15 protein-coding genes and 1 pseudogene are annotated in these 17,151 nt (G+C 60.0%); 9 read left to right on the top strand and 7 right to left on the bottom strand.

The window, feature by feature from the left end; translation table 11 throughout:
* Window positions 1-202: 202 nt before the first annotated feature.
* Window positions 203-1,336: a glycosyltransferase family 2 protein gene (locus ACWUKX_RS26425; protein WP_456009698.1), complete on the bottom strand. Its 1,134-nt coding sequence runs from the start codon at window positions 1,334-1,336 to the stop codon at window positions 203-205.
* 371 nt (window positions 1,337-1,707) lie between these two features.
* Between ACWUKX_RS26425 and ACWUKX_RS26420 the strand changes: the two genes are divergently transcribed.
* The 5 genes from ACWUKX_RS26420 (at window position 1,708) to ACWUKX_RS26400 (ending at window position 7,673) form a co-directional block, all read left to right on the top strand.
* Window positions 1,708-2,676 (top strand): polysaccharide deacetylase family protein, encoded by a 969-nt coding sequence (locus ACWUKX_RS26420; RefSeq protein ID WP_456009697.1) that lies wholly within the window; start codon window positions 1,708-1,710, stop codon window positions 2,674-2,676.
* Window positions 2,676-3,521 carry an ABC transporter permease gene (locus ACWUKX_RS26415; RefSeq protein ID WP_456009696.1) on the top strand — a complete coding sequence of 282 codons (846 nt, stop codon included), beginning with the start codon at window positions 2,676-2,678 and terminating at the stop codon, window positions 3,519-3,521. Before ACWUKX_RS26420 ends, ACWUKX_RS26415 begins: the two co-directional genes overlap by 1 nt.
* Before the next feature lie 88 nt (window positions 3,522-3,609).
* Complete coding sequence (locus tag ACWUKX_RS26410) at window positions 3,610-4,560, top strand: glycosyltransferase family 2 protein (protein WP_456009695.1); 951 nt, start codon at window positions 3,610-3,612, stop codon at window positions 4,558-4,560.
* A 243-nt stretch (window positions 4,561-4,803) separates the two neighbouring features.
* A complete protein-coding gene (locus ACWUKX_RS26405; protein WP_456009694.1) occupies window positions 4,804-6,432 on the top strand; it encodes a glycosyltransferase family 2 protein in 1,629 nt (542 codons plus the stop codon).
* Between the two features lie 5 nt (window positions 6,433-6,437).
* On the top strand, window positions 6,438-7,673 hold the full coding sequence (locus tag ACWUKX_RS26400) for an ABC transporter ATP-binding protein (protein ID WP_456009693.1): 1,236 nt from the start codon (window positions 6,438-6,440) through the stop codon (window positions 7,671-7,673).
* A gap of 237 nt (window positions 7,674-7,910) precedes the next feature.
* Here the strand turns inward: ACWUKX_RS26400 and galE are convergent, their stop codons facing one another.
* The 3 genes and pseudogenes from galE to ACWUKX_RS26385 form a co-directional block, all read right to left on the bottom strand.
* A complete protein-coding gene (galE, locus tag ACWUKX_RS26395) occupies window positions 7,911-8,885 on the bottom strand; it encodes a UDP-glucose 4-epimerase GalE (protein WP_456009692.1) in 975 nt (324 codons plus the stop codon).
* The gene (locus ACWUKX_RS26390; protein ID WP_456009691.1) at window positions 8,882-9,856 is read right to left on the bottom strand and encodes a UDP-glucuronic acid decarboxylase family protein; all 975 of its coding nucleotides are present in this window, start codon (window positions 9,854-9,856) and stop codon (window positions 8,882-8,884) included. The genes galE and ACWUKX_RS26390 overlap by 4 nt, the downstream gene beginning before the upstream one ends.
* A 363-nt stretch (window positions 9,857-10,219) precedes the next feature.
* A pseudogene (locus ACWUKX_RS26385) lies at window positions 10,220-11,423 on the bottom strand (MFS transporter).
* A 212-nt stretch (window positions 11,424-11,635) separates the two neighbouring features.
* Between ACWUKX_RS26385 and ACWUKX_RS26380 the strand changes: the two are divergent.
* On the top strand, window positions 11,636-12,058 hold the full coding sequence (locus ACWUKX_RS26380) for a VOC family protein (RefSeq protein WP_127208828.1): 423 nt from the start codon (window positions 11,636-11,638) through the stop codon (window positions 12,056-12,058).
* Window positions 12,059-12,101: 43 nt separating this feature from the next.
* Here the strand turns inward: ACWUKX_RS26380 and ACWUKX_RS26375 are convergent, their stop codons facing one another.
* The gene (locus tag ACWUKX_RS26375; RefSeq protein ID WP_456009690.1) at window positions 12,102-12,995 is read right to left on the bottom strand and encodes a LysR family transcriptional regulator; all 894 of its coding nucleotides are present in this window, start codon (window positions 12,993-12,995) and stop codon (window positions 12,102-12,104) included.
* Between the two features lie 97 nt (window positions 12,996-13,092).
* Between ACWUKX_RS26375 and ACWUKX_RS26370 the strand changes: the two genes are divergently transcribed.
* Window positions 13,093-13,842, top strand: a complete 750-nt coding sequence (locus ACWUKX_RS26370) for an SDR family NAD(P)-dependent oxidoreductase (protein WP_456009689.1) — start codon at window positions 13,093-13,095, stop codon at window positions 13,840-13,842.
* A 163-nt stretch (window positions 13,843-14,005) separates the two neighbouring features.
* Complete coding sequence (locus ACWUKX_RS26365; protein WP_456009688.1) at window positions 14,006-14,386, top strand: YybH family protein; 381 nt, start codon at window positions 14,006-14,008, stop codon at window positions 14,384-14,386.
* 104 nt (window positions 14,387-14,490) lie between these two features.
* On the opposite strand, the gene ACWUKX_RS26360 is transcribed toward ACWUKX_RS26365, so the two are convergent.
* Window positions 14,491-14,952, bottom strand: a complete 462-nt coding sequence (locus tag ACWUKX_RS26360) for an Lrp/AsnC family transcriptional regulator (RefSeq protein WP_456009687.1) — start codon at window positions 14,950-14,952, stop codon at window positions 14,491-14,493.
* Between the two features lie 160 nt (window positions 14,953-15,112).
* On the opposite strand from ACWUKX_RS26360, the gene ACWUKX_RS26355 reads away from it, so the two are divergent.
* The gene (locus ACWUKX_RS26355; RefSeq protein WP_456009686.1) at window positions 15,113-16,120 is read left to right on the top strand and encodes an ornithine cyclodeaminase family protein; all 1,008 of its coding nucleotides are present in this window, start codon (window positions 15,113-15,115) and stop codon (window positions 16,118-16,120) included.
* 80 nt (window positions 16,121-16,200) lie between these two features.
* Here the strand turns inward: ACWUKX_RS26355 and ACWUKX_RS26350 are convergent, their stop codons facing one another.
* Window positions 16,201-17,133: a dimethylarginine dimethylaminohydrolase family protein gene (locus ACWUKX_RS26350; RefSeq protein WP_456009685.1), complete on the bottom strand. Its 933-nt coding sequence runs from the start codon at window positions 17,131-17,133 to the stop codon at window positions 16,201-16,203.
* Between the last annotated feature and the right edge of the window lie 18 nt (window positions 17,134-17,151).

Here is a 17,151-nt window from a genome sequence, read left to right as displayed (position 1 = left end):
GCACCGTCCAAACCGTCTGCGACGCGATCGGCCAAATTCTCAACCGCATCACATCCGCCGAGTGCTCACACTACTTCAAAAACTCCGGCTATGACCGAAACTAATCTCATCCCGCTCTAGGCGGGGCGTCGCTTAACACCTGCCATTTCAGCCGGTCTCAGATCAAGGGGGGTCTAGGTGCCGGCACCTTGTGTTTAAGACCTTATGCGCGGCCTTCGACGGGAGCGGACGGAATACTCCTCGGACCTGACTCGCGAAGCTGGCGCGGCGTCGGCGTCTTGAGGGCCACCTGGACTCGCCTTCGAAGCCACTCTGGAGGAAATGGCTGGCAGATGAAGGTCGGATCGGCGTCAAAAAAACGCCCAGAGGTACAGATGGAATGCGGTGAGGTCGAAACCATGCGCTGTTTAACGGCGAGCAGTCTCGGCGCAAAGCGACGCAGCCGCCGCCACAGGGCTTGTGCAGACGGCTTTGCGAAGACATGAAACAGCGCGGCCGGATCGATCAGTGCTGCGTGGACAAGCGGAGCGATGGCCGCGCCTGGCGACGTGCGGGCGGCCTCAGTGCCATAATACGCTGAGGCCACGCCATCGGACCAACGAAACAAGAAAGACGCTAGCTTGGGATGTCGCGTGCGGACTGTTTCAAGGACGATCCGGTGCGATGTCAGCATGACGACATGCCTGGTCGACATAGAAGATGGTGATCGCCGGTAACCAATCAGATACTCCGGAACGACATCATAATCGCAGATCGCGGCAATGTTGAGCTGCATCTGCAAGTCTTCGGCTCCTTGGGCGCCTGCTGCTCTGAGCGACGGGTCGTATCCCCCGGTTGCCGTAAGAACTGATCGCCTGATTAGCGGTGAACTTGCATTGCCGATAAAATTCTCAACCAGCAACCAATTGTGGACGTCCCCGCGAGCGAGAGTTGGCGGGGAGCATTCGATCACCCAATCATCATCATCGATGACCCGATACCACGCGTAGACAAGGCCGAGAGACGGCCGCGACTGAAAGAGGCTGTGCTGCTTTTCCAGCTTTGTCGGGTGCCACACATCATCCGCATCAAGTGGCGCTATAAATTCACCCTTCGCCGCATGAATTGCCAGGTTTCTGGCGGCAGCAACCCCTTGGTTCCGCTGTCTCAGATAAGAAATACGCGGATCACTGGTTGCAAATGCCTCAACGATCTCAGCGGTCCGGTCGGTCGACCCGTCATCGACCACTATGATCTCTAGCTGTTTGAAAGTTTGCGAGGCGGCCGACTGGAGGGTGTGTCGGATAGTCATTTCCGCATTGTAAGCAGGAATGATGACGGAAACTGCGGGTTGCATCTCGAAAAAACCTGCTTTGATGAAGGATGAAAGAAAGACGGGAGCGCCACCGGCCTAAATACTAGCATGCTCGAGCGGGACAGTATCAAGCCGGGCCTCTCCCTACCGGCTACTTCACGTCTGAGAATTCGCTCGGTCTTCGCATTTACGGCGGCGACATGTGCTAATATGCTGGTTTCAATCCGCCCAAATTTGTGGATGCCTTCATGCTTCCTTTCATTTCGCTCACATCCGTGCCCGTGGCCTCGCGGTCTTATTGCCATCAGCTATATGCTTGAACACTCACATGTATCGCGTTTCTGTCGATGGGGATGGCATCCGCGATCGGATATGAGCGTGGTTTTTACGGTTCCTGCGGCGGGAGACCGATGGTGATCCCGCGCGTTCTCCTGCAACTTGGTCGGCTGGTGCGGCGTCGACGCCTGCGCCGTGCTCCCATCATACTGATGTACCATCGCGTTGCAGATATCGCCGTCGATCCGTGGAAGCTAGCCGTCCATCCGGCGAGGTTCGACGAACAAATCGAAGCGCTGACGCGGAGCCGGCGGGTGGTGCATTTGCATGAACTGTTTGATGTCATCGCACGGGGAAAGCCAGGCAAACCGCTTGCGGTTGTTACGTTTGACGACGGCTATCACGACGTCTACAGCAACGCTCGCCCGATCCTCCAGCGTCACGACTGCCCGATGACGCTGTTTGTTGCGACGGGAGCAATCGGAAGCGGCAGAGAATTCTGGTGGGATGCGCTCACGCGCATCTGTCTTGAGACGCCTGAACTGCCTGACCAACTCGACATCACGATCGAGGGAAGCAGGCATCACTGGCTTATCCCGAAGATGGTGGATCAGGCCGGCCGTGACAAAGTCTACCGGGAGGTGTGGTCGGCGCTCCGAACTCTGCCGTATGAGCAACAGAACGCACACGTCGAAGACATTGCGAAATGGGCGGGCGTTGGTCTCGACGCCAGGCCAGAGCACTGTATTATGACTCCCGGGGAGGTTGGTGACATCAGTGACGACCTGATAACGATCGGCGGTCATACTGTCAGTCATCCCACGCTTCCGGCCCATTCCTTCGCGACCCAGCTTCGCGAGATCGTCGACGGCCGTTCGGCCTGTGAGCAAATGACAGGAAAACGCGTCCTCTCGTTTGCATATCCATTCGGAGACCATGACGCTCTGTCGGTATCTGCCGTCAGGGAAGCGGGATTTGAGTTCGCATGCACGACGCGCGCCGGGTGCGTCTCGCCCGAGGCAGACGTGCTGCGTTTACCTCGATTGTATGTCGGCAACTGGTCAGGGGACGAATTCTTGCGAAAAATCGAGGATCATCTGTTCTGATGAACGCACAGCAGACTACCATTATCACTCCTCGACGCGGCTGGTTTGATCTCGATTTCTGGCACCTGTGGCGCTATCGCGATCTGCTGCTCCTGTTCGCGATGCGCGACATCAAAGTCCGCTACAAGCAGACCTTGCTTGGTCCGGCTTGGCTGATCCTGCAGCCCCTGGCGCTTACCGCAGCCTTGACCACCGTCATCAGCGGTATCGCGGGCATTTCAACCGGTGGCCATCCCGCGCCAATCTTTTATCTGACAGCGCTAGTGCTGTGGTCGTATTTTTCCCAAGTCGTCTCAACCGCGAGCCAGGTCTTCATTGCTAACGGTCATCTTTTCAGCAAGATCTACTTCCCGCGACTCGTCGTTCCCGTGTCATCGCTGCTGTCGAACGGTGTGGCCCTGGCGATCCAGCTTGGCGTCGCATTGGCCTTCTTGCTCTGGTACCAGCTGACAGGAAAAGTGGACGGGTTGTCGTGGCGCCTCGCGTTCTTTCCGCTGGTGATCATCCAGATCGCGGCATTCTCGTTGGCTGTTGGGCTTTGTCTAGGAGCGTCAACCGCGAAATACCGCGATACAGCTCATATGACTCCGTTCTTGATTCAGATCTGGCTGTTCGTGACGCCGATCATCTTTCCTTTTTCGGCTATTCCCGAGCAGTACCGGACGCTGACCGGATTTCTGAATCCGCTCGCTGTCATAATTGATGAAGGGCGCTGGTGCTTCCTCGGCACCTCGGCAGTCGGTGCGCCACAAATCACTGCAGCGCTTGTCACGACCTCGGTCGTGCTGTTCATCGGGGTCGTGATCTTTCAACGCGTCGAACGAACGGCCATGGACATGCTGTGAAGAGAAATGACAATCCTTGCGGGCCCGTAGAGAGTGAAAGTCGCCTTTCGTCGGCCGCCGCGCATTCTGCACAATGGGCACGACGTCGATGCCATTGATCTCCGTCATCACGCCTTTCCTCAATGTCGAGCGGTTTCTTCCGGCCGCGATCGAAAGCGTGCGCGCACAAACCTTCTCCGACTGGGAAATGCTACTCATTGACGACGGATCATTCGACGGGAGCGTGGCGATCGCGGTGGCTGCAGCAGCCGCAGATCCGCGAATCCGTTTGATTCGATCGAACGGCCAGCGTCGCGGCGCCGCCGCGGCGCGCAATGCCGGAATCGCGGCGGCGTCGGGCATGTTCTTCACGTTCCTGGATGGCGACGATATATTTGAGCCGGAAAAATTCGAGACGGAACTTGCGATCTTTGATGCGCATCCTCGCATCAAGCTCCTTTACGGACCGACCCTGTGGTGGTTCCCCGATGAGCCGCACAGGAACTGGACCGACTCGATGCCACGCCAATCGAACCGTCTGCACATGCCGCCCGACCTGCTCGACCAGGTCATCGTGCGCCAGCGGGCCCATGTGCCGTGCATCTGCTCGATCATGGTTCACCGCGAAGCATTGGTAGCGGTGGGCGGCTTCGATGAGGCGTTCGAACTCTACGAAGACCAGACCCTTCTCGTAAAACTGCTGTTGCGCTATCCGGTATTCGTGACATCCACGCCCACCGGCCGCTACAGGCAGCACCTCGATTCGACATCGGCCAAGGCGACTGCTTCCGGCATCTACGATCGACTGCGCCCGCATGCTGCTCGCATTGGATTCCTCGAATGGGTTGAGATGCATGCGTCGACCTCGGGATTGATGACGCCGAAGTTGCAGCGGGCGCTCCGCTTCGCATTTGCGCGCTATCCGGCCCAGCGTCGGCCCCTGACACTTCGCGATAGGTTTGACCTCGCCATCGAAGCCGGACGCCGGTTCGCTCGGCGGCTGACGCCACGCCGCATCCTGTCGAAGGTGTTCAGGCTGCTGACGAGAGCACGGAAGTAAGTGGGCGGGACCGGTGGCGCGGATTGGATCGCGAACCGAGCCTGAGATTTCTGATATCAACGATACCGTTTTACGTGAATGACAAGTCGCATCGCCACGCTGGGGGCGACGTGCTAAAACTGACGAGTGTCCATCATTTCTGTGCCAAAATTCTGTTTGTGACGCCTAAGGTCGCGTTCGATTTCTGGCAACGAACACCAGCCCGTTGCCTCTCTGCGAAGCTAAGGAGAATTTGGCTGTTTCATGATCGCAGTCGTCATAACAACTTACAACCATACTCGCTTTCTTGAGGAAGCCATTCAGAGCTGTCTTCGTCAAAGCCGGCCGATGGATGAAATTATTGTTGTGGACGACGGATCCACCGACAATCCGGCATCGGTTGTCGAGCGTCATCCAGGCGTGCGCCTGATCAGGCAGGACAATTGCGGGCTCGCGGCCGCCCGAAACACCGGACTGGAGGCTTCCAGATCCGATTACATCATCTTTCTGGACGCGGATGATCGTCTCCTTCCGAATGCAATTGAGACGGGCGTGCGAATGCTGGTTGCGCATCCAGATGCGGTTCTCGCTTACGGAGCTCATCGCTTCATCAATGGAAGCGGTGCGATCGAGTCAGACAAGCATCACGTCGCGCTTATTGAAGATCCTTATTTTCAGTTACTGCGGACGGGAAACTTCATTGCGATGCATGCGACCGTGGTTTATCGGCGGGAGAGGCTCGCGGCCATAGGCGGGTTCGACGCTTCAATGCGGTCCTGCGAAGACTATGAGCTATTCTTGCGAATCGCCCGGCGCGGTTCGATCGTAACGCACGACGATCTCGTCGCCGAGTATCGCATGCACGGCGACAACATGTCGAAGGATCGATCAATGATGCTCGCTGCAGCATTATCGGTGCTTGACAAGCAGTTGGCAGGTCCGGTTGACGACGATGTGCGTCTTGCAGTCCGCGATGGTAGGCGGTTCTGGAAGACCTACTATACCGAAGAGTTGACTACTGAGGCCTTGCGCGCGATCCGCGCTGAACCCGCCAAAGCGATTCGCATGCTGCGGCAGGCTTTGCAAATGTCGCCGCCGATCACCCTGCAAACGGCGGCATTTAGGATAAAGCGCAAGGTCGGCAGGCGTGTGCAACGGTTGCTCGGAGCTTCCGGCGCCGATTGGCGGGCTCCGCCCGTCGGTTCGGTGCGGTTTGGGGATTTCGCACGCACGATGCCGATGAGCCGCTCATTTGGATATGATCGCGGCAAGCCAATAGATCGGTATTATATCGAGAATTTCCTACAATTGAATGCGGCCGACATACATGGCCGTGTGCTGGAAATCGGCGACAACAGCTACACGATGCATTTTGGCGGTGCTCATGTCGTCAAGAGCGACGTGCTGCATGTTGATCCCGATAGTCCAAACGCGACCATCATAGGGGACCTGTCGCAACCCGGAGTCCTGCCGTCAAACGCCTTCGACTGCATCATCCTCACGCAAACACTTCATCTGATCTTCGACATGTCGGCCGCGGTCGCTGCACTGGCCGAAGCGCTCAAGCCTGGGGGCGTGCTGCTGCTAACTGTTCCTGGCATCACCCCGATCGATCGCGGCGAGTGGGGCAGCACGTGGTTCTGGTCATTGACGCAGGCGGCGTTGGCGAAGTTGCTTGCGAAATCCTTCAGCACCGCGAATATGGCGCTCGAAACTCACGGCAACGTCTTTGCGGCAGTTTGTTTTCTCCAGGGACTCGCCAAGGAAGAAGTTTCTGACCAGAAGCTCGACGTCCGGGATACCGCCTATCCTATCGTTGTCACGGCGCGCGTCGTGAAGGACGGGCTGAGCGCGGATCAACCCGGCGGTCGAACCGCAAATGTTACGGCTTGAGATCGATGACAGAATTGCCAGCCGTTGAGGTTCGAGGACTTTCCAAGCGCTACCGGCGCGGCGCGATCGGCGTGCGCTCATTGCGTGAGGAGGTCGAACAACTTGTCGCGCGTTTGCGCTCGCGGGAAGCCGAAGCTTCCCTCAACGAATTCTTCGCCATCAAGAACATCACTTTTTCCGTTCCGACTGGCACCGTGTGCGGTATCATCGGACGCAACGGCTCGGGAAAGACGACGCTGCTCAAGGTTTTGACCTCGATCACGGCTCCGGATGAGGGCGAGGCGGTGATGCGAGGCCGGATCGGAAGCTTGCTGGAGGTAGGGGCCGGATTCCATCCGGATCTCGACGGGATCGAGAACATCTACCTCAACGGCGCGATCCTCGGCATGAGTAAGGCCGAGATCACGCGTAAGCTAGACCGGATCATCAAATTTGCCGATATCGGCAGCTTTCTCGAAACGCCGGTCAAGCGTTATTCGTCCGGCATGTATGTTCGGCTTGCCTTCGCGATCGCTGCTCATCTGGAGCCGGAAATTCTCGTCGTCGACGAGGTGCTTGCTGTCGGCGATGCTGAATTTCAAAGGAAATGTATCGGCACGATGAAGAACGTCGCGGGGGAAGGTCGGACCGTGCTGTTCGTGAGCCACAACATGGCCATGGTTCGGCAGCATTGCACAAAAGCGATTTATCTGGACCGCGGCCTTCTGAAGGATTTTGGCGAGGCATCATCGATCATCGATGCGTACCTGTCGAACACCGCCTCGAGCAGCAACGGTTCCGAGCGCGTTGGCGATGAAGACCTCTGGATGCAGGTGGCTATTGTGTATCCGGGTACGCGCGAGCGATGCAGCCAACTCAAGTTTGGTGGCGATTACGATTTTGTGCTGAAGCTGGGCGCGAGGAATTCGTTTCACCGAAGCGTGGTTCATATCCAGATTTTTGATCAGGAAGGCAACTTGATCTCTGTGCTCGAAAGCCTCGCGGAAGGTGTTGGCCAATTTGACATAGTTGGGAAGGCCAAGGTCGTATTCAGCGTGCGATCGTTGGGATTGTTGCCAGGCACTTATACCGCTGGAGCGGCTCTCTATGCGTGGGGAGAGGATGACCCGGACCTCGCAAGCGAGAACTTGCTAACGTTCGACGTTGTTGCAGCAACAGTCAATGACTCCTATTGGCCATATCTGAAAGAGCACGGGATTGTGCGACTGTCGCATTCTGCCCAGTTGCTTAAGGTGGATTGAAGGCGCGTGGAGTGACGTCCTGGCGAATGAATCTTCGATGTAGTTCAATTCGTCGACCGCGCGACCGCAACGTTGAAATCGCGCGCCCTGCCAAGACTGAAGGGCAATCCGGGCTTGCGGGAACGCCTCGGTCAGGCATCGCGAAAACGAATAGAGGAAAATTTCTCACTCGCCGCAGTCGCCGCCGCTCTCGGTTGCTTGTTGACCAGGCGTAGGGCTCTTTCGCAAAAAAGATCGTCACAACCGGCGGCGATACCAGGCCAGCGCCGTTTCGACGATCCGGTCGATTCCGGATTGCTCAGGCATCCAGCCGAGTTCCCGGGCCGCCTTGCCGGCCGCGGCTACAAGCGCAGGCGGGTCACCTGCCCTGCGCGGACCGTAGGCCACAGGAAGGCGCGTTCCCGAAGCCCGGCTCACCGCATCGACCAACTCGTTCACCGTCGTTCCGGTTCCGGTGCCGAGATTGTAGACGTGGACGCCCGGATCGCGCAGAAGCTTCTCCCCTGCCAGAACATGCGCACGGGCGAGATCGGTGACGTGGACATAGTCCCGCACCGCGGTTCCGTCCCGGGTGTCGAAGTCGGTGCCATTAATGGTAAAAATCCGGCCCGACCTAACCGCCGCCTCGATAGCGAGCGGAATGACATGTGTTTCCGGTTCATGCCGCTCACCGATCTCGCCGTCGGGATCACATCCGGCCGCGTTGAAATACCGGAGCACAACCGCGTTGAGGCCATGGGCATCCGAAAGATTGTCCACCATTCGTTCTACGATGAACTTCGACCATCCATAGGGATTGATAGGCGACTGCGGATGCGTTTCGTCAATCGGAGAACGAATCGGAACGCCGTAAGACGCGCAGGTGCTCGACAAGATCAGCTTGTCGACGCCGATCTTCAGCATTTCCTCGAGCAAGACCAGCGTCCCAAAACTGTTATTTCGGTAATAGAGTTCCGGGCGCTCGACGGACTCGCCGACATAGGCGTAAGCGGCGAAATGCGCCACCAAATCCGGCCGATACTGGTGCAGCGCTGCTGCCACCGCTGCAACATCGCAAATATCGCCCTCGACAAGCGGTCCCCATTTGACCGCGTCGCGCCAGCCGCGCGAGAGGTTGTCATACGCAATGACCGACCAACCGGATTCGGCGAATGCCTTGCAACAGTGTGAGCCGATATAGCCCGCCCCGCCAGTGACCAAGACTGTTTTCATTCGGCTGCAGCGGACCGAGCATATCCCGATGAGACCAAGTCTTCGAAATAGGCAATGGTCATGACGAGACCGTCGCGCAATGCGATTCTTGGCTTCCAATTGAGCTCGCGCAAGGCACACCCGATATCAGGCTGTCGCTGCCTTGGGTCATCGACCGGCAAGGGTAAAAACCTGATCTTGGATCGGCTTCCGGTAAGTTCGATCACGAGATTGGCAAGTTCGAGCATCGTGAATTCGACCGGGTTGCCGAGATTGATTGGACCGGTAACATCGTCGGCCGTGTGCATGAGGCGAACCAGACCGTCGATGAGATCATTGACGTAGCAAAATGAGCGTGTCTGCTGGCCGGTGCCGTACACGGTTATCGGCTTGTTTCGCAGTGCCTGCATGATGAAGTTGGAAATGACGCGGCCGTCGTCCGGACGCATCCTCGGACCGTAAGTGTTGAAGATACGCGCTACCTTGATCCGCAGCCTGTGCTGCCGCCAATAGTCGAAAAACAGGGTTTCGGCACACCGCTTACCTTCGTCGTAACAGGAACGGGGACCTATCGGGTTTACCCTGCCCCAATAGTCCTCGGTCTGCGGGTGAATCTCGGGATCGCCGTAGACTTCAGACGTGGACGCCTGAAGGATCTTTGCGCGAACCCGCTTGGCGAGGCCCAGCATATTGATCGCCCCATGGACGTTGGTCTTTGTCGTCTGGACCGGATCGAACTGATAGTGAACCGGGCTTGCCGGGCAAGCAAGGTTGTATATTTCATCAACTTCTATGTAGAGCGGAAATGTCACGTCGTGGCGAATGATCTCAAAGGATCTGTTGTCGAGCAAATGCGAGACGTTTCTCCGACTTCCTGTGAAGAAATTGTCGACGCATACAACCTCGTGGCCTTCGGTAAGCAACCGCTCGCATAAGAACGATCCCAGAAAACCTGCGCCCCCCGTCACCAAGACTCGCTTTGCCTGCTGCATTTTTGGGGTCCTCACGCCAGTTCTTCACGCAATCGAATGCGCAAAGCCCTGCGGCGAGGATAGGAAAAAAATGCTGCCCCGCAAACACAAAATGTTAACGCAATTGAAATAGTCGCGTGAGGTGTGCGCAAAAATACGCGAAAAAACCGTTCATTCGCCCGTTTTTGAGGGTTTTCGTCCGAACGTCGGCTTGCCGGCATGAACGCGCTGCGCCGCAGCATGATCGATTGCTAATTAAGGAAGATGGGTACTGCACAGTCTTGACCCGGCTCCTATCACCGCCGAAGAACGCCTCGCGACTGGGGGTCAAAAGCTGACATATGCGACGTCCACTTTCGACCCCTGCATCCTCTCTCCGCCGTGCTACGCCGGTTGCAACTCCCTGCGCGGCAGCCGCGGGAAGGCGATCGCCACCGCAACCGCGCCGAGCCCGACCAGGGCCGAGCCGATGAACAGCCAGGAATAGCTGGCATAGGCATCGAACACCATGCCGCCGGCGAGCGGGCCGAAGGCCATGCCGATGCTGGACAGCATGGTTACGGCACCAAACACTGTGCCGAGGATGCGCTGGCCGAAATATTCGCGCGCCAGCACCGCATACAGCGGCATCACGCCGCCATAGGTGGCGCCGAAGATGACGGCGAGCGTGTAGAATTGACCAAGCTCACTGACGGCGAGATAGGCTGCGATGACCACGGACTGTATCGCCAGACCGGTAATCAGCACCGGCTTGACCCCTAGCCGGTCGGCAAGCACGCCGTATAGAAGCCTGCCGCCCAGCCCCGCCAGGCCCTCGATGCTGTAGATGCTGACCGCCGCCATTGGCGCTATGCCGCACAGCATCGCATAGCTTACCATGTGGAAGATTGGCCCGGAATGCGCCGCACAGCAGGCAAAGAAAGTCAGTGCCAGAACGATGAATTGCGGCGAGCGCAGCGCTTGGCGAACCGACATGCCGGTATCGTTGGCGGCAAGGTCGGAGGTGGCGTCGTCAACGGCAGGCTTGGGCGGCTGGCGCACCAGCAATGCGGCCGGCACCAGAAGCGCCCACGCCGCGACGCCGATGACCAACATGGCGGTGCGCCAGTCATAGGCCGAGATCAGCCAGCGCGCGAAGGGCGAGATGGTCATTGGTGCCACGCCCATGCCGGCCGAAACCAGCGAAACGGCAAGGCTGCGGTTCGTGTCGAACCAGGCCGTGGTCAGCGCGATCATCGGCGCGAAGAAGGCGCTTGCCGCGAGGCCGACAAGCACGCCATAGGTGATCTGGAAGACAAGCAGCGAGCCGGTGCGGCTGGCCAGTACCAACGCCAGCCCGAGCAGCACCGCACCTATCATCACGACAATGCGAGCGCCGTAGCGATCGTAAATGGCGCCCCAGGGCGAAGCCGCCGAGGCCCATCACCAGGAAGTTCAGCGTCATCGCGCTCGATATACCGGCGCGTGACCAATCTGTGTCGAGCGTCATCGGCTCGAGGAAGATCGCCAGCGAGAACATCGCCCCGAGGGCGACACAGGTCATCAGGGCGCCAGCCGCGACGATGACCCAACGGTAGGAAAGGCTCATATTTTTCTCCCGAGATCGTTTGGACACGGCGCGACTTCTTTCGTGCTTCGCAGCGCCGCTTGCGTCCGAAGGACGATGGCGACATTTCGAATCCTACAATCCGGTTGCATTTTTTATCCAGTCGGGAAATCGCGCCACTCGATTGCTCCATTGCATTGACCGTGCACCGTCCTGAGCTAGATTTCCAACCTGGCGATCAGGAGCTAACAGGCATGGAACTTCATCGCGGCCGTCTCATCGATCACGTCCAGCTGGTGGTCAGGGATCTCAAGGCCAGCCGCCGCTTCTACGAGGCGGTTTTCAAGGTGCTCGATATTCCGATCGGCGGCAGCGCCGAGGATTATTTCTGGGCCGACGAACTGTTCGTTTCGAGCGCCGACAGCCGGGCGGCCGAGGGAAAGCTGACGGGGCGCCACCACCTTGCCTTCCAGGCAAAGGACCGCGCGATGGTCGACGCCTTCTACAAGGCCGGCCTCGAGGCCGGCGGCACGGACAATGGCGCACCGGGCGAGCGCCAGCACTACCATCCCGGCTACTATGCCGCCTTCCTGCTCGATCCCGACGGCAACAACATCGAGGCCGTCTTTCACGGGTCGGCCAACCGCAGTGCCGCCTCGGTGAAGATTGCGTTCTGATGACCGGGTGACGGATCGACGGCGGAGGCCGTCCCGACCTATCCTATCGTGTCAGCACCGCCATCCGGCCCGCCAGGAAGTCGACGAACAGCCGGGCGCGGACGGGTAGCTGTCGCCCATACGCATGGACGATGTGCACCGGCATGGTCGGCATCGCCACCTCGGGCAGGATGCGGACCAGACGGCCGGCGTCGAGATCGTCCTGCACGGCAAACTGCATCAGATGCGCGATGCCGGCTCCGGCAAGCGCCGCTTGCCGGATGGCGCCGCCGTCGTCGGTATCGAGCCGCCCCTTCGGCACGATCACCGTGCCGTCGGCCAATGTGACGGGATAAGGCCGGCCGGCCATCTGGTAACGGACGAAGTCGTGGTCTTGCAATGCCTCGATCGAAGCCGGCCGGCCGCGCCGTTCGACATAGGTCCGCGAGGCCACCAGCACGATCGGCAGATTGGCGATCTTGCGCGCGACGAGCCCGGTGTCCGACAGCGCCCCCATGCGCACCGCCACGTCATAGCCTTCGCGGATCAGGTCGGCATGGCGGTCGGTGACGCTGAGCTCCAGCTTCACCTCGCCGTGCTGAGCCAGGAATGCTTGCGCCCAGGAGGCGATCAGGCCGCGCCCGAGTTCGACGGCTGCCGTGACGCGCAGCAAGCCGCGCGCCGTATCCGCCATCTGAACGACGTCCTCGGCATCGTCCAGCGCTCTCAGCAAAGGCGCGACCCGCTCGTAATAGGCGAGGCCTTCGCTGGTCAGTCCCAGCCGACGCGTCGAGCGCTGGATCAGCCTGACCCCCAGCCGCCGCTCGAGCCGCGCCACGCTCTTCGACACCGCCGACGGGCTGGAGCCGAGCAACCGGCTGGCGGCATGGAACGAGCCGGCGTCGACTGTACGCACGAAGGCGACCAGACCGGCGGTCTTTTCGAGGATGGTGGTCATTCAAGAATTCCAGGCACGAAAGAACCGATCGAGGTAATCCTAATACGCTATCCGATCACCATTAAATACCGCTCATCATCGACAAAGGAGATATCTGATGAGCAAGCTGAACGGCAAGGTCGCCATCGTCACCGGCGCCTCCAAGGGTATCGGCGCCGGCATCGCCAAGGGTCTTGCGGCGGCCGGTGCCGCCGTGGTCGTCAACTACGCCTCGTCGCGGGAAGATGCGGACCGCGTCGTTGCCGAGATCAAGGACGCAGGCGGCCGGGCCGTTGCCGTCCACGGCGACGTGTCGCAAGCGGCCGACGTGCGCCGCCTGTTCGAGGCGGCCAAATCGTCGTTCGGTGCGCTCGACATACTGGTCAACAATGCCGGCGTCTTCGCATTCGAACCGCTGGAGGCTGTGACCGAGGCCGAGTTTCACCGCGAATTCGACACCAATGTGCTGGGCACTATCCTGACCATCCGGGAAGCGGTGAACCATTTCGGTGCCGGAGGCGGCAGCGTCATCAACATCAGCTCGGTCGCCAGCCTCAATCCGCAGCCGAACTCCCTGGTCTACGCCGCCACCAAGGGCGCGGTGGATTCGATCACGCTGTCCATGTCGAGAGAACTGGGCGCCCGCAACATTCGCGTCAACGCCATCGCCCCAGGCGGCGTCGACACTGAGGGTCTGAAACGCATCGGCATCGTCGGCAGCGAGTTCGAGAAGCAGGTCATCGCCATGACCCCGCTCGGCCGCTTTGGCCAGCCCGACGACATTGCCCGCATCGCGGTGTTCCTCGCCTCCGACGACGCGTCCTGGCTGACCGGCGAGCGCATCACCGCCTCGGGCGGTTGGCGGTAGGCATAGAGGGCGGCGCGGACCTGCCGTTTCGCGGACCATGCCCACGCTGCGCGACGTCGATAAGATACTGCAATCGATGACGGAAGCGATCTAAGCCCTATGTTGCGGCGAGGGAGGAGCGCCGTGCGGTATCGACGACGGCGAGAAGCCAGGGAGATAACGGATGACGGACGACGAAAGAGCAATCCGAAAGCTGGTCGAGACGTGGATGGATGCGAGCAAGCGTGGAGACATCACGACCGTCCTCAGCCTGATGACGGACGACGCGATCTTCATGGTTCCCGGCCGGGAGCCCTTCGACAAGGCGATCTTCGCGGCGGCCGCGCAGGAGATGGCAGGCGTTCATGTCGACGGCACGAACGAGATCGTTGAACTACAGCTTCTCGGCGACTGGGCCTTCATGCGCGGTCGTATCGATATGACCGCGACGCCGCCGAACGGGAAGCCGGTGCGTCAATCGGGATACACGCTGACACTCCTGCGCAAGGAGGCTGACGGTGAGTGGCGGCTGGCCCGCGATGCGAACCTGCTGACCCAAGGCTAGAGCCGATCTCCGGCGTCTCTGCACCGGCAGGCGCGCCAGGAGAGGGACAAGGTGGCGAAGATGCGACAAATGTCGCCCTGAACAGCGTCCCCTCCTCCACCTGATCACACCGGCAACAGGGCGTTCGGCTTGACGTCGGCGATGGAGGCGAAAGTGTGCGTTTCGCGCACGCCGGGCAGTGGCAGGATGACCCGCTGCAGGAAATCCTGGAACACCGCCATATCGGCGATCCGCGCCTTGACCAGATAATCGAAACCGCCAACCACCATATGGCACTCCAGAACCTCCGGAGCTTTCGCCACGGCTTCGGCGAAGCGGTCGAAGACATGCGGCGCCGTGTGGTCAAGCCGGACCTCGATGAACACCAGCGTTCCCCGGCCGACCTTGTGCGGATCGAGCATGGCCCTGACCGCGGTGATGAACCCGTCGCGGAACAGGCGCTTAACCCGCTGGCTGGTTCCGGTCGGCGACAGCCCGACACGCCCGGCGAGATCAAGCGTCGTCCGGCGCCCGTCCTCCTGCAGCAGCCGGAGCAGGGTGCGGTCTATCTGGTCGAGGTCGCCCATTTCACAATCCACGCTATCTCAGGGATTTGTGTGCTGATTTCACGCAGAGATACCAAATTCAACGTATTTCATCACATGAAACCTCGCAATAACCTGCGCTTCCCTCACCCACTTAGAGCAAACGTGGTGGGCCGATTTTCGACGAACACAGGAGTGCAGGATGACCAAGGAAGCGTTCAGCCCAGCCGGCAAAAGTGCGGCGGAAATCAGCAAGGGAGCGACCGAGATCCTGGTGCTGAGCGAAGCCGACGTGATGGCGTGCATCGACCTCAGCCAGCTTCTCGATGTTTTGGAAGACGGCTTCAAGGCGCTGTCACAAGGCAAGGTCGTCAACCCACCCCGACCACAACTCGACATCCCCGGCGCCGGCTACAACCTCGCCATGCCGGCCCGGATGGAGGGCATGAACCTGACCGTCAAGATCGTCAATGTCTTCGAGAGCAATTTGGCCAAGAACCTGCCCAGCCACCTCGCCACCATCAGCCTGTTCGATCCGCTGTCCGGCCTGCCGGTCTGCATCATGGACGGCACCTCCATAACCGCAGTGCGAACCTCCGGCTCCGCCGTGCTGTCGGTGCGCGCGCTTGCGCGCCGGGACGCCAGGATAGCGACCGTGGTCGGCGCCGGCGTCCAGGCCAACCAGCACCTGCATCTGTTGCCGCTGGTACGCGACTTTGCCGAAATCCGCGTTACATCGAAGAGCTTCGACGATGCGGCAGCGCTTGCCCGGCTGCATCCGTCGGTGGTGGCGGTTGCCGACCTCGAGGCGGCAGTGCGCAGTTCCGACGTGGTGTGCCTGGCGACCCACTCCTACCAGCCGGTGATCGACGCAGGCTGGGTCCAACCGGGCACGCATGTCTCGTCGGTCGGGGTGGCGCCGCCCGGCGGTGAAATGCCGATCGAGCTCATCGGCAAATCCAGTCTTTTTGTCGAAACCAAGGATGCATTCAAACCGACCCCAGTCGGTTCTTGCGAGCTTGCCGGCTTCGATCCTGATTTCGGCACCGAGCTTGGTGCCATGCTGCTCGACCGCGCGCCGGGCCGCGTTTCGGATCAACAGATCACCACCTACAAGGCGATGGGCATTGCGATGGAAGACATGGTCGCCGCCGACCTCGCCTATCGTTGCGCCAGGCGTCTGCGCAAGGGAAAGCTCATCGTGCTGTAGGCGCGTGCCGCGAGCCAGGCGGGATCGGCGTTGCTGACAATGGCGCTTTCGCGGAAGCGGCCAGGCTAAAGGCCGGCCCCTCAGGCCGGCTCGCGCCTCAGCGCCTGCGCCATGCAGTGGATGCCGCCACCCGTCTTCGAGATCTCGCTCATGTCGACGGCCGCTACCTCGAAGCCGCGTGCCTTGAGTTGGCCGATCAGCGTCTGGCTCGAGGTCGGCGCGATCACCCTGTCTTTGCCCAGCGACATGAAATTGCAGCCGAGCGCCATCGTGTCCTGGAAAGGCACGTCGATGATTTCGTGGCCCTTGCCCTTCAGCCAGTCGACGATGCCCGGCTCCGTGCAGGCGAGGCAGACGGCGGTCAGTTTTTCGGCGATCGGCACCACCATCAGATCGATATGGACATAATATTCGTCGATGAAGGCAATGCGGGTCTCCCAACCCTCCTTGTCGAACCAGGCCTGGACCTGGCGCGCGCCCTCCTCCTGGGTGCGGGCGCCGCCGCAGCCGATCAATACCACGCCGTCCTCGATGACGTTGAAGTCACCGCCTTCGAAGGTTCCTGCGGTGACCATGTCGTAGATTGGGATGCCGAGCTTCTCATAGGTGCGGATCGCCGCATAGTTCTCGCCGCGCCGCCACCAGTTGGCCATCGCGGTGATGATGACGCCGTACGGGGTCATGACGCTGGAATCGCGTGAATAGACCTGCATCGGCAGTTCCGGCGTCGGCTCGTGCCAGTGGATGTTGACGCCGAAATGCTCATAGGCGGCGACCAGGTCCTTGTGCTGCGCCTGCGCGATCTGGACGTTGCACGGCGCTTCGCGCAGATGCTTTCGCGACAGCGAGCTGGTCGAGAGATGGCGCAGGAAGTTGGGCGAGCCGAGCAGCACGTCGGTCAGCACGTCGGTCTCGTTGGCGAAGCCCCAAGTGGTCAGCGGCTTGGTGCCGCCGGCCGGATTGCGGCGTTGCAACGAAAACGGTTCTGCTACGATGCGGTCATGAACGGTCATGGGATTCTCCTCGCTTGG

This window comes from Mesorhizobium sp. f-mel, assembly GCF_053850215.1.
The sequence above is the reverse complement of the archived record's forward strand: the minus strand, read 5'-3'. Positions and strand labels throughout refer to the sequence as shown.

Coding starts and splice junctions, on each gene's coding strand:
- ACWUKX_RS26400 (WP_456009693.1), top strand. CDS start 6,438: ATGACAGAATTGCCAGCCGTTGAGGTTCGAGGACTTTCCAAGCGCTAC.
- ACWUKX_RS26375 (WP_456009690.1), bottom strand. CDS start 12,995: ATGACCACCATCCTCGAAAAGACCGCCGGTCTGGTCGCCTTCGTGCGT.
- ACWUKX_RS26360 (WP_456009687.1), bottom strand. CDS start 14,952: ATGGGCGACCTCGACCAGATAGACCGCACCCTGCTCCGGCTGCTGCAG.
- ACWUKX_RS26405 (WP_456009694.1), top strand. CDS start 4,804: ATGATCGCAGTCGTCATAACAACTTACAACCATACTCGCTTTCTTGAG.
- ACWUKX_RS26365 (WP_456009688.1), top strand. CDS start 14,006: ATGACGGACGACGAAAGAGCAATCCGAAAGCTGGTCGAGACGTGGATG.
- ACWUKX_RS26370 (WP_456009689.1), top strand. CDS start 13,093: ATGAGCAAGCTGAACGGCAAGGTCGCCATCGTCACCGGCGCCTCCAAG.
- ACWUKX_RS26390 (WP_456009691.1), bottom strand. CDS start 9,856: ATGCAGCAGGCAAAGCGAGTCTTGGTGACGGGGGGCGCAGGTTTTCTG.
- ACWUKX_RS26380 (WP_127208828.1), top strand. CDS start 11,636: ATGGAACTTCATCGCGGCCGTCTCATCGATCACGTCCAGCTGGTGGTC.
- galE (WP_456009692.1), bottom strand. CDS start 8,885: ATGAAAACAGTCTTGGTCACTGGCGGGGCGGGCTATATCGGCTCACAC.
- ACWUKX_RS26415 (WP_456009696.1), top strand. CDS start 2,676: ATGAACGCACAGCAGACTACCATTATCACTCCTCGACGCGGCTGGTTT.
- ACWUKX_RS26410 (WP_456009695.1), top strand. CDS start 3,610: ATGCCATTGATCTCCGTCATCACGCCTTTCCTCAATGTCGAGCGGTTT.
- ACWUKX_RS26350 (WP_456009685.1), bottom strand. CDS start 17,133: ATGACCGTTCATGACCGCATCGTAGCAGAACCGTTTTCGTTGCAACGC.
- ACWUKX_RS26425 (WP_456009698.1), bottom strand. CDS start 1,336: ATGCAACCCGCAGTTTCCGTCATCATTCCTGCTTACAATGCGGAAATG.
- ACWUKX_RS26355 (WP_456009686.1), top strand. CDS start 15,113: ATGACCAAGGAAGCGTTCAGCCCAGCCGGCAAAAGTGCGGCGGAAATC.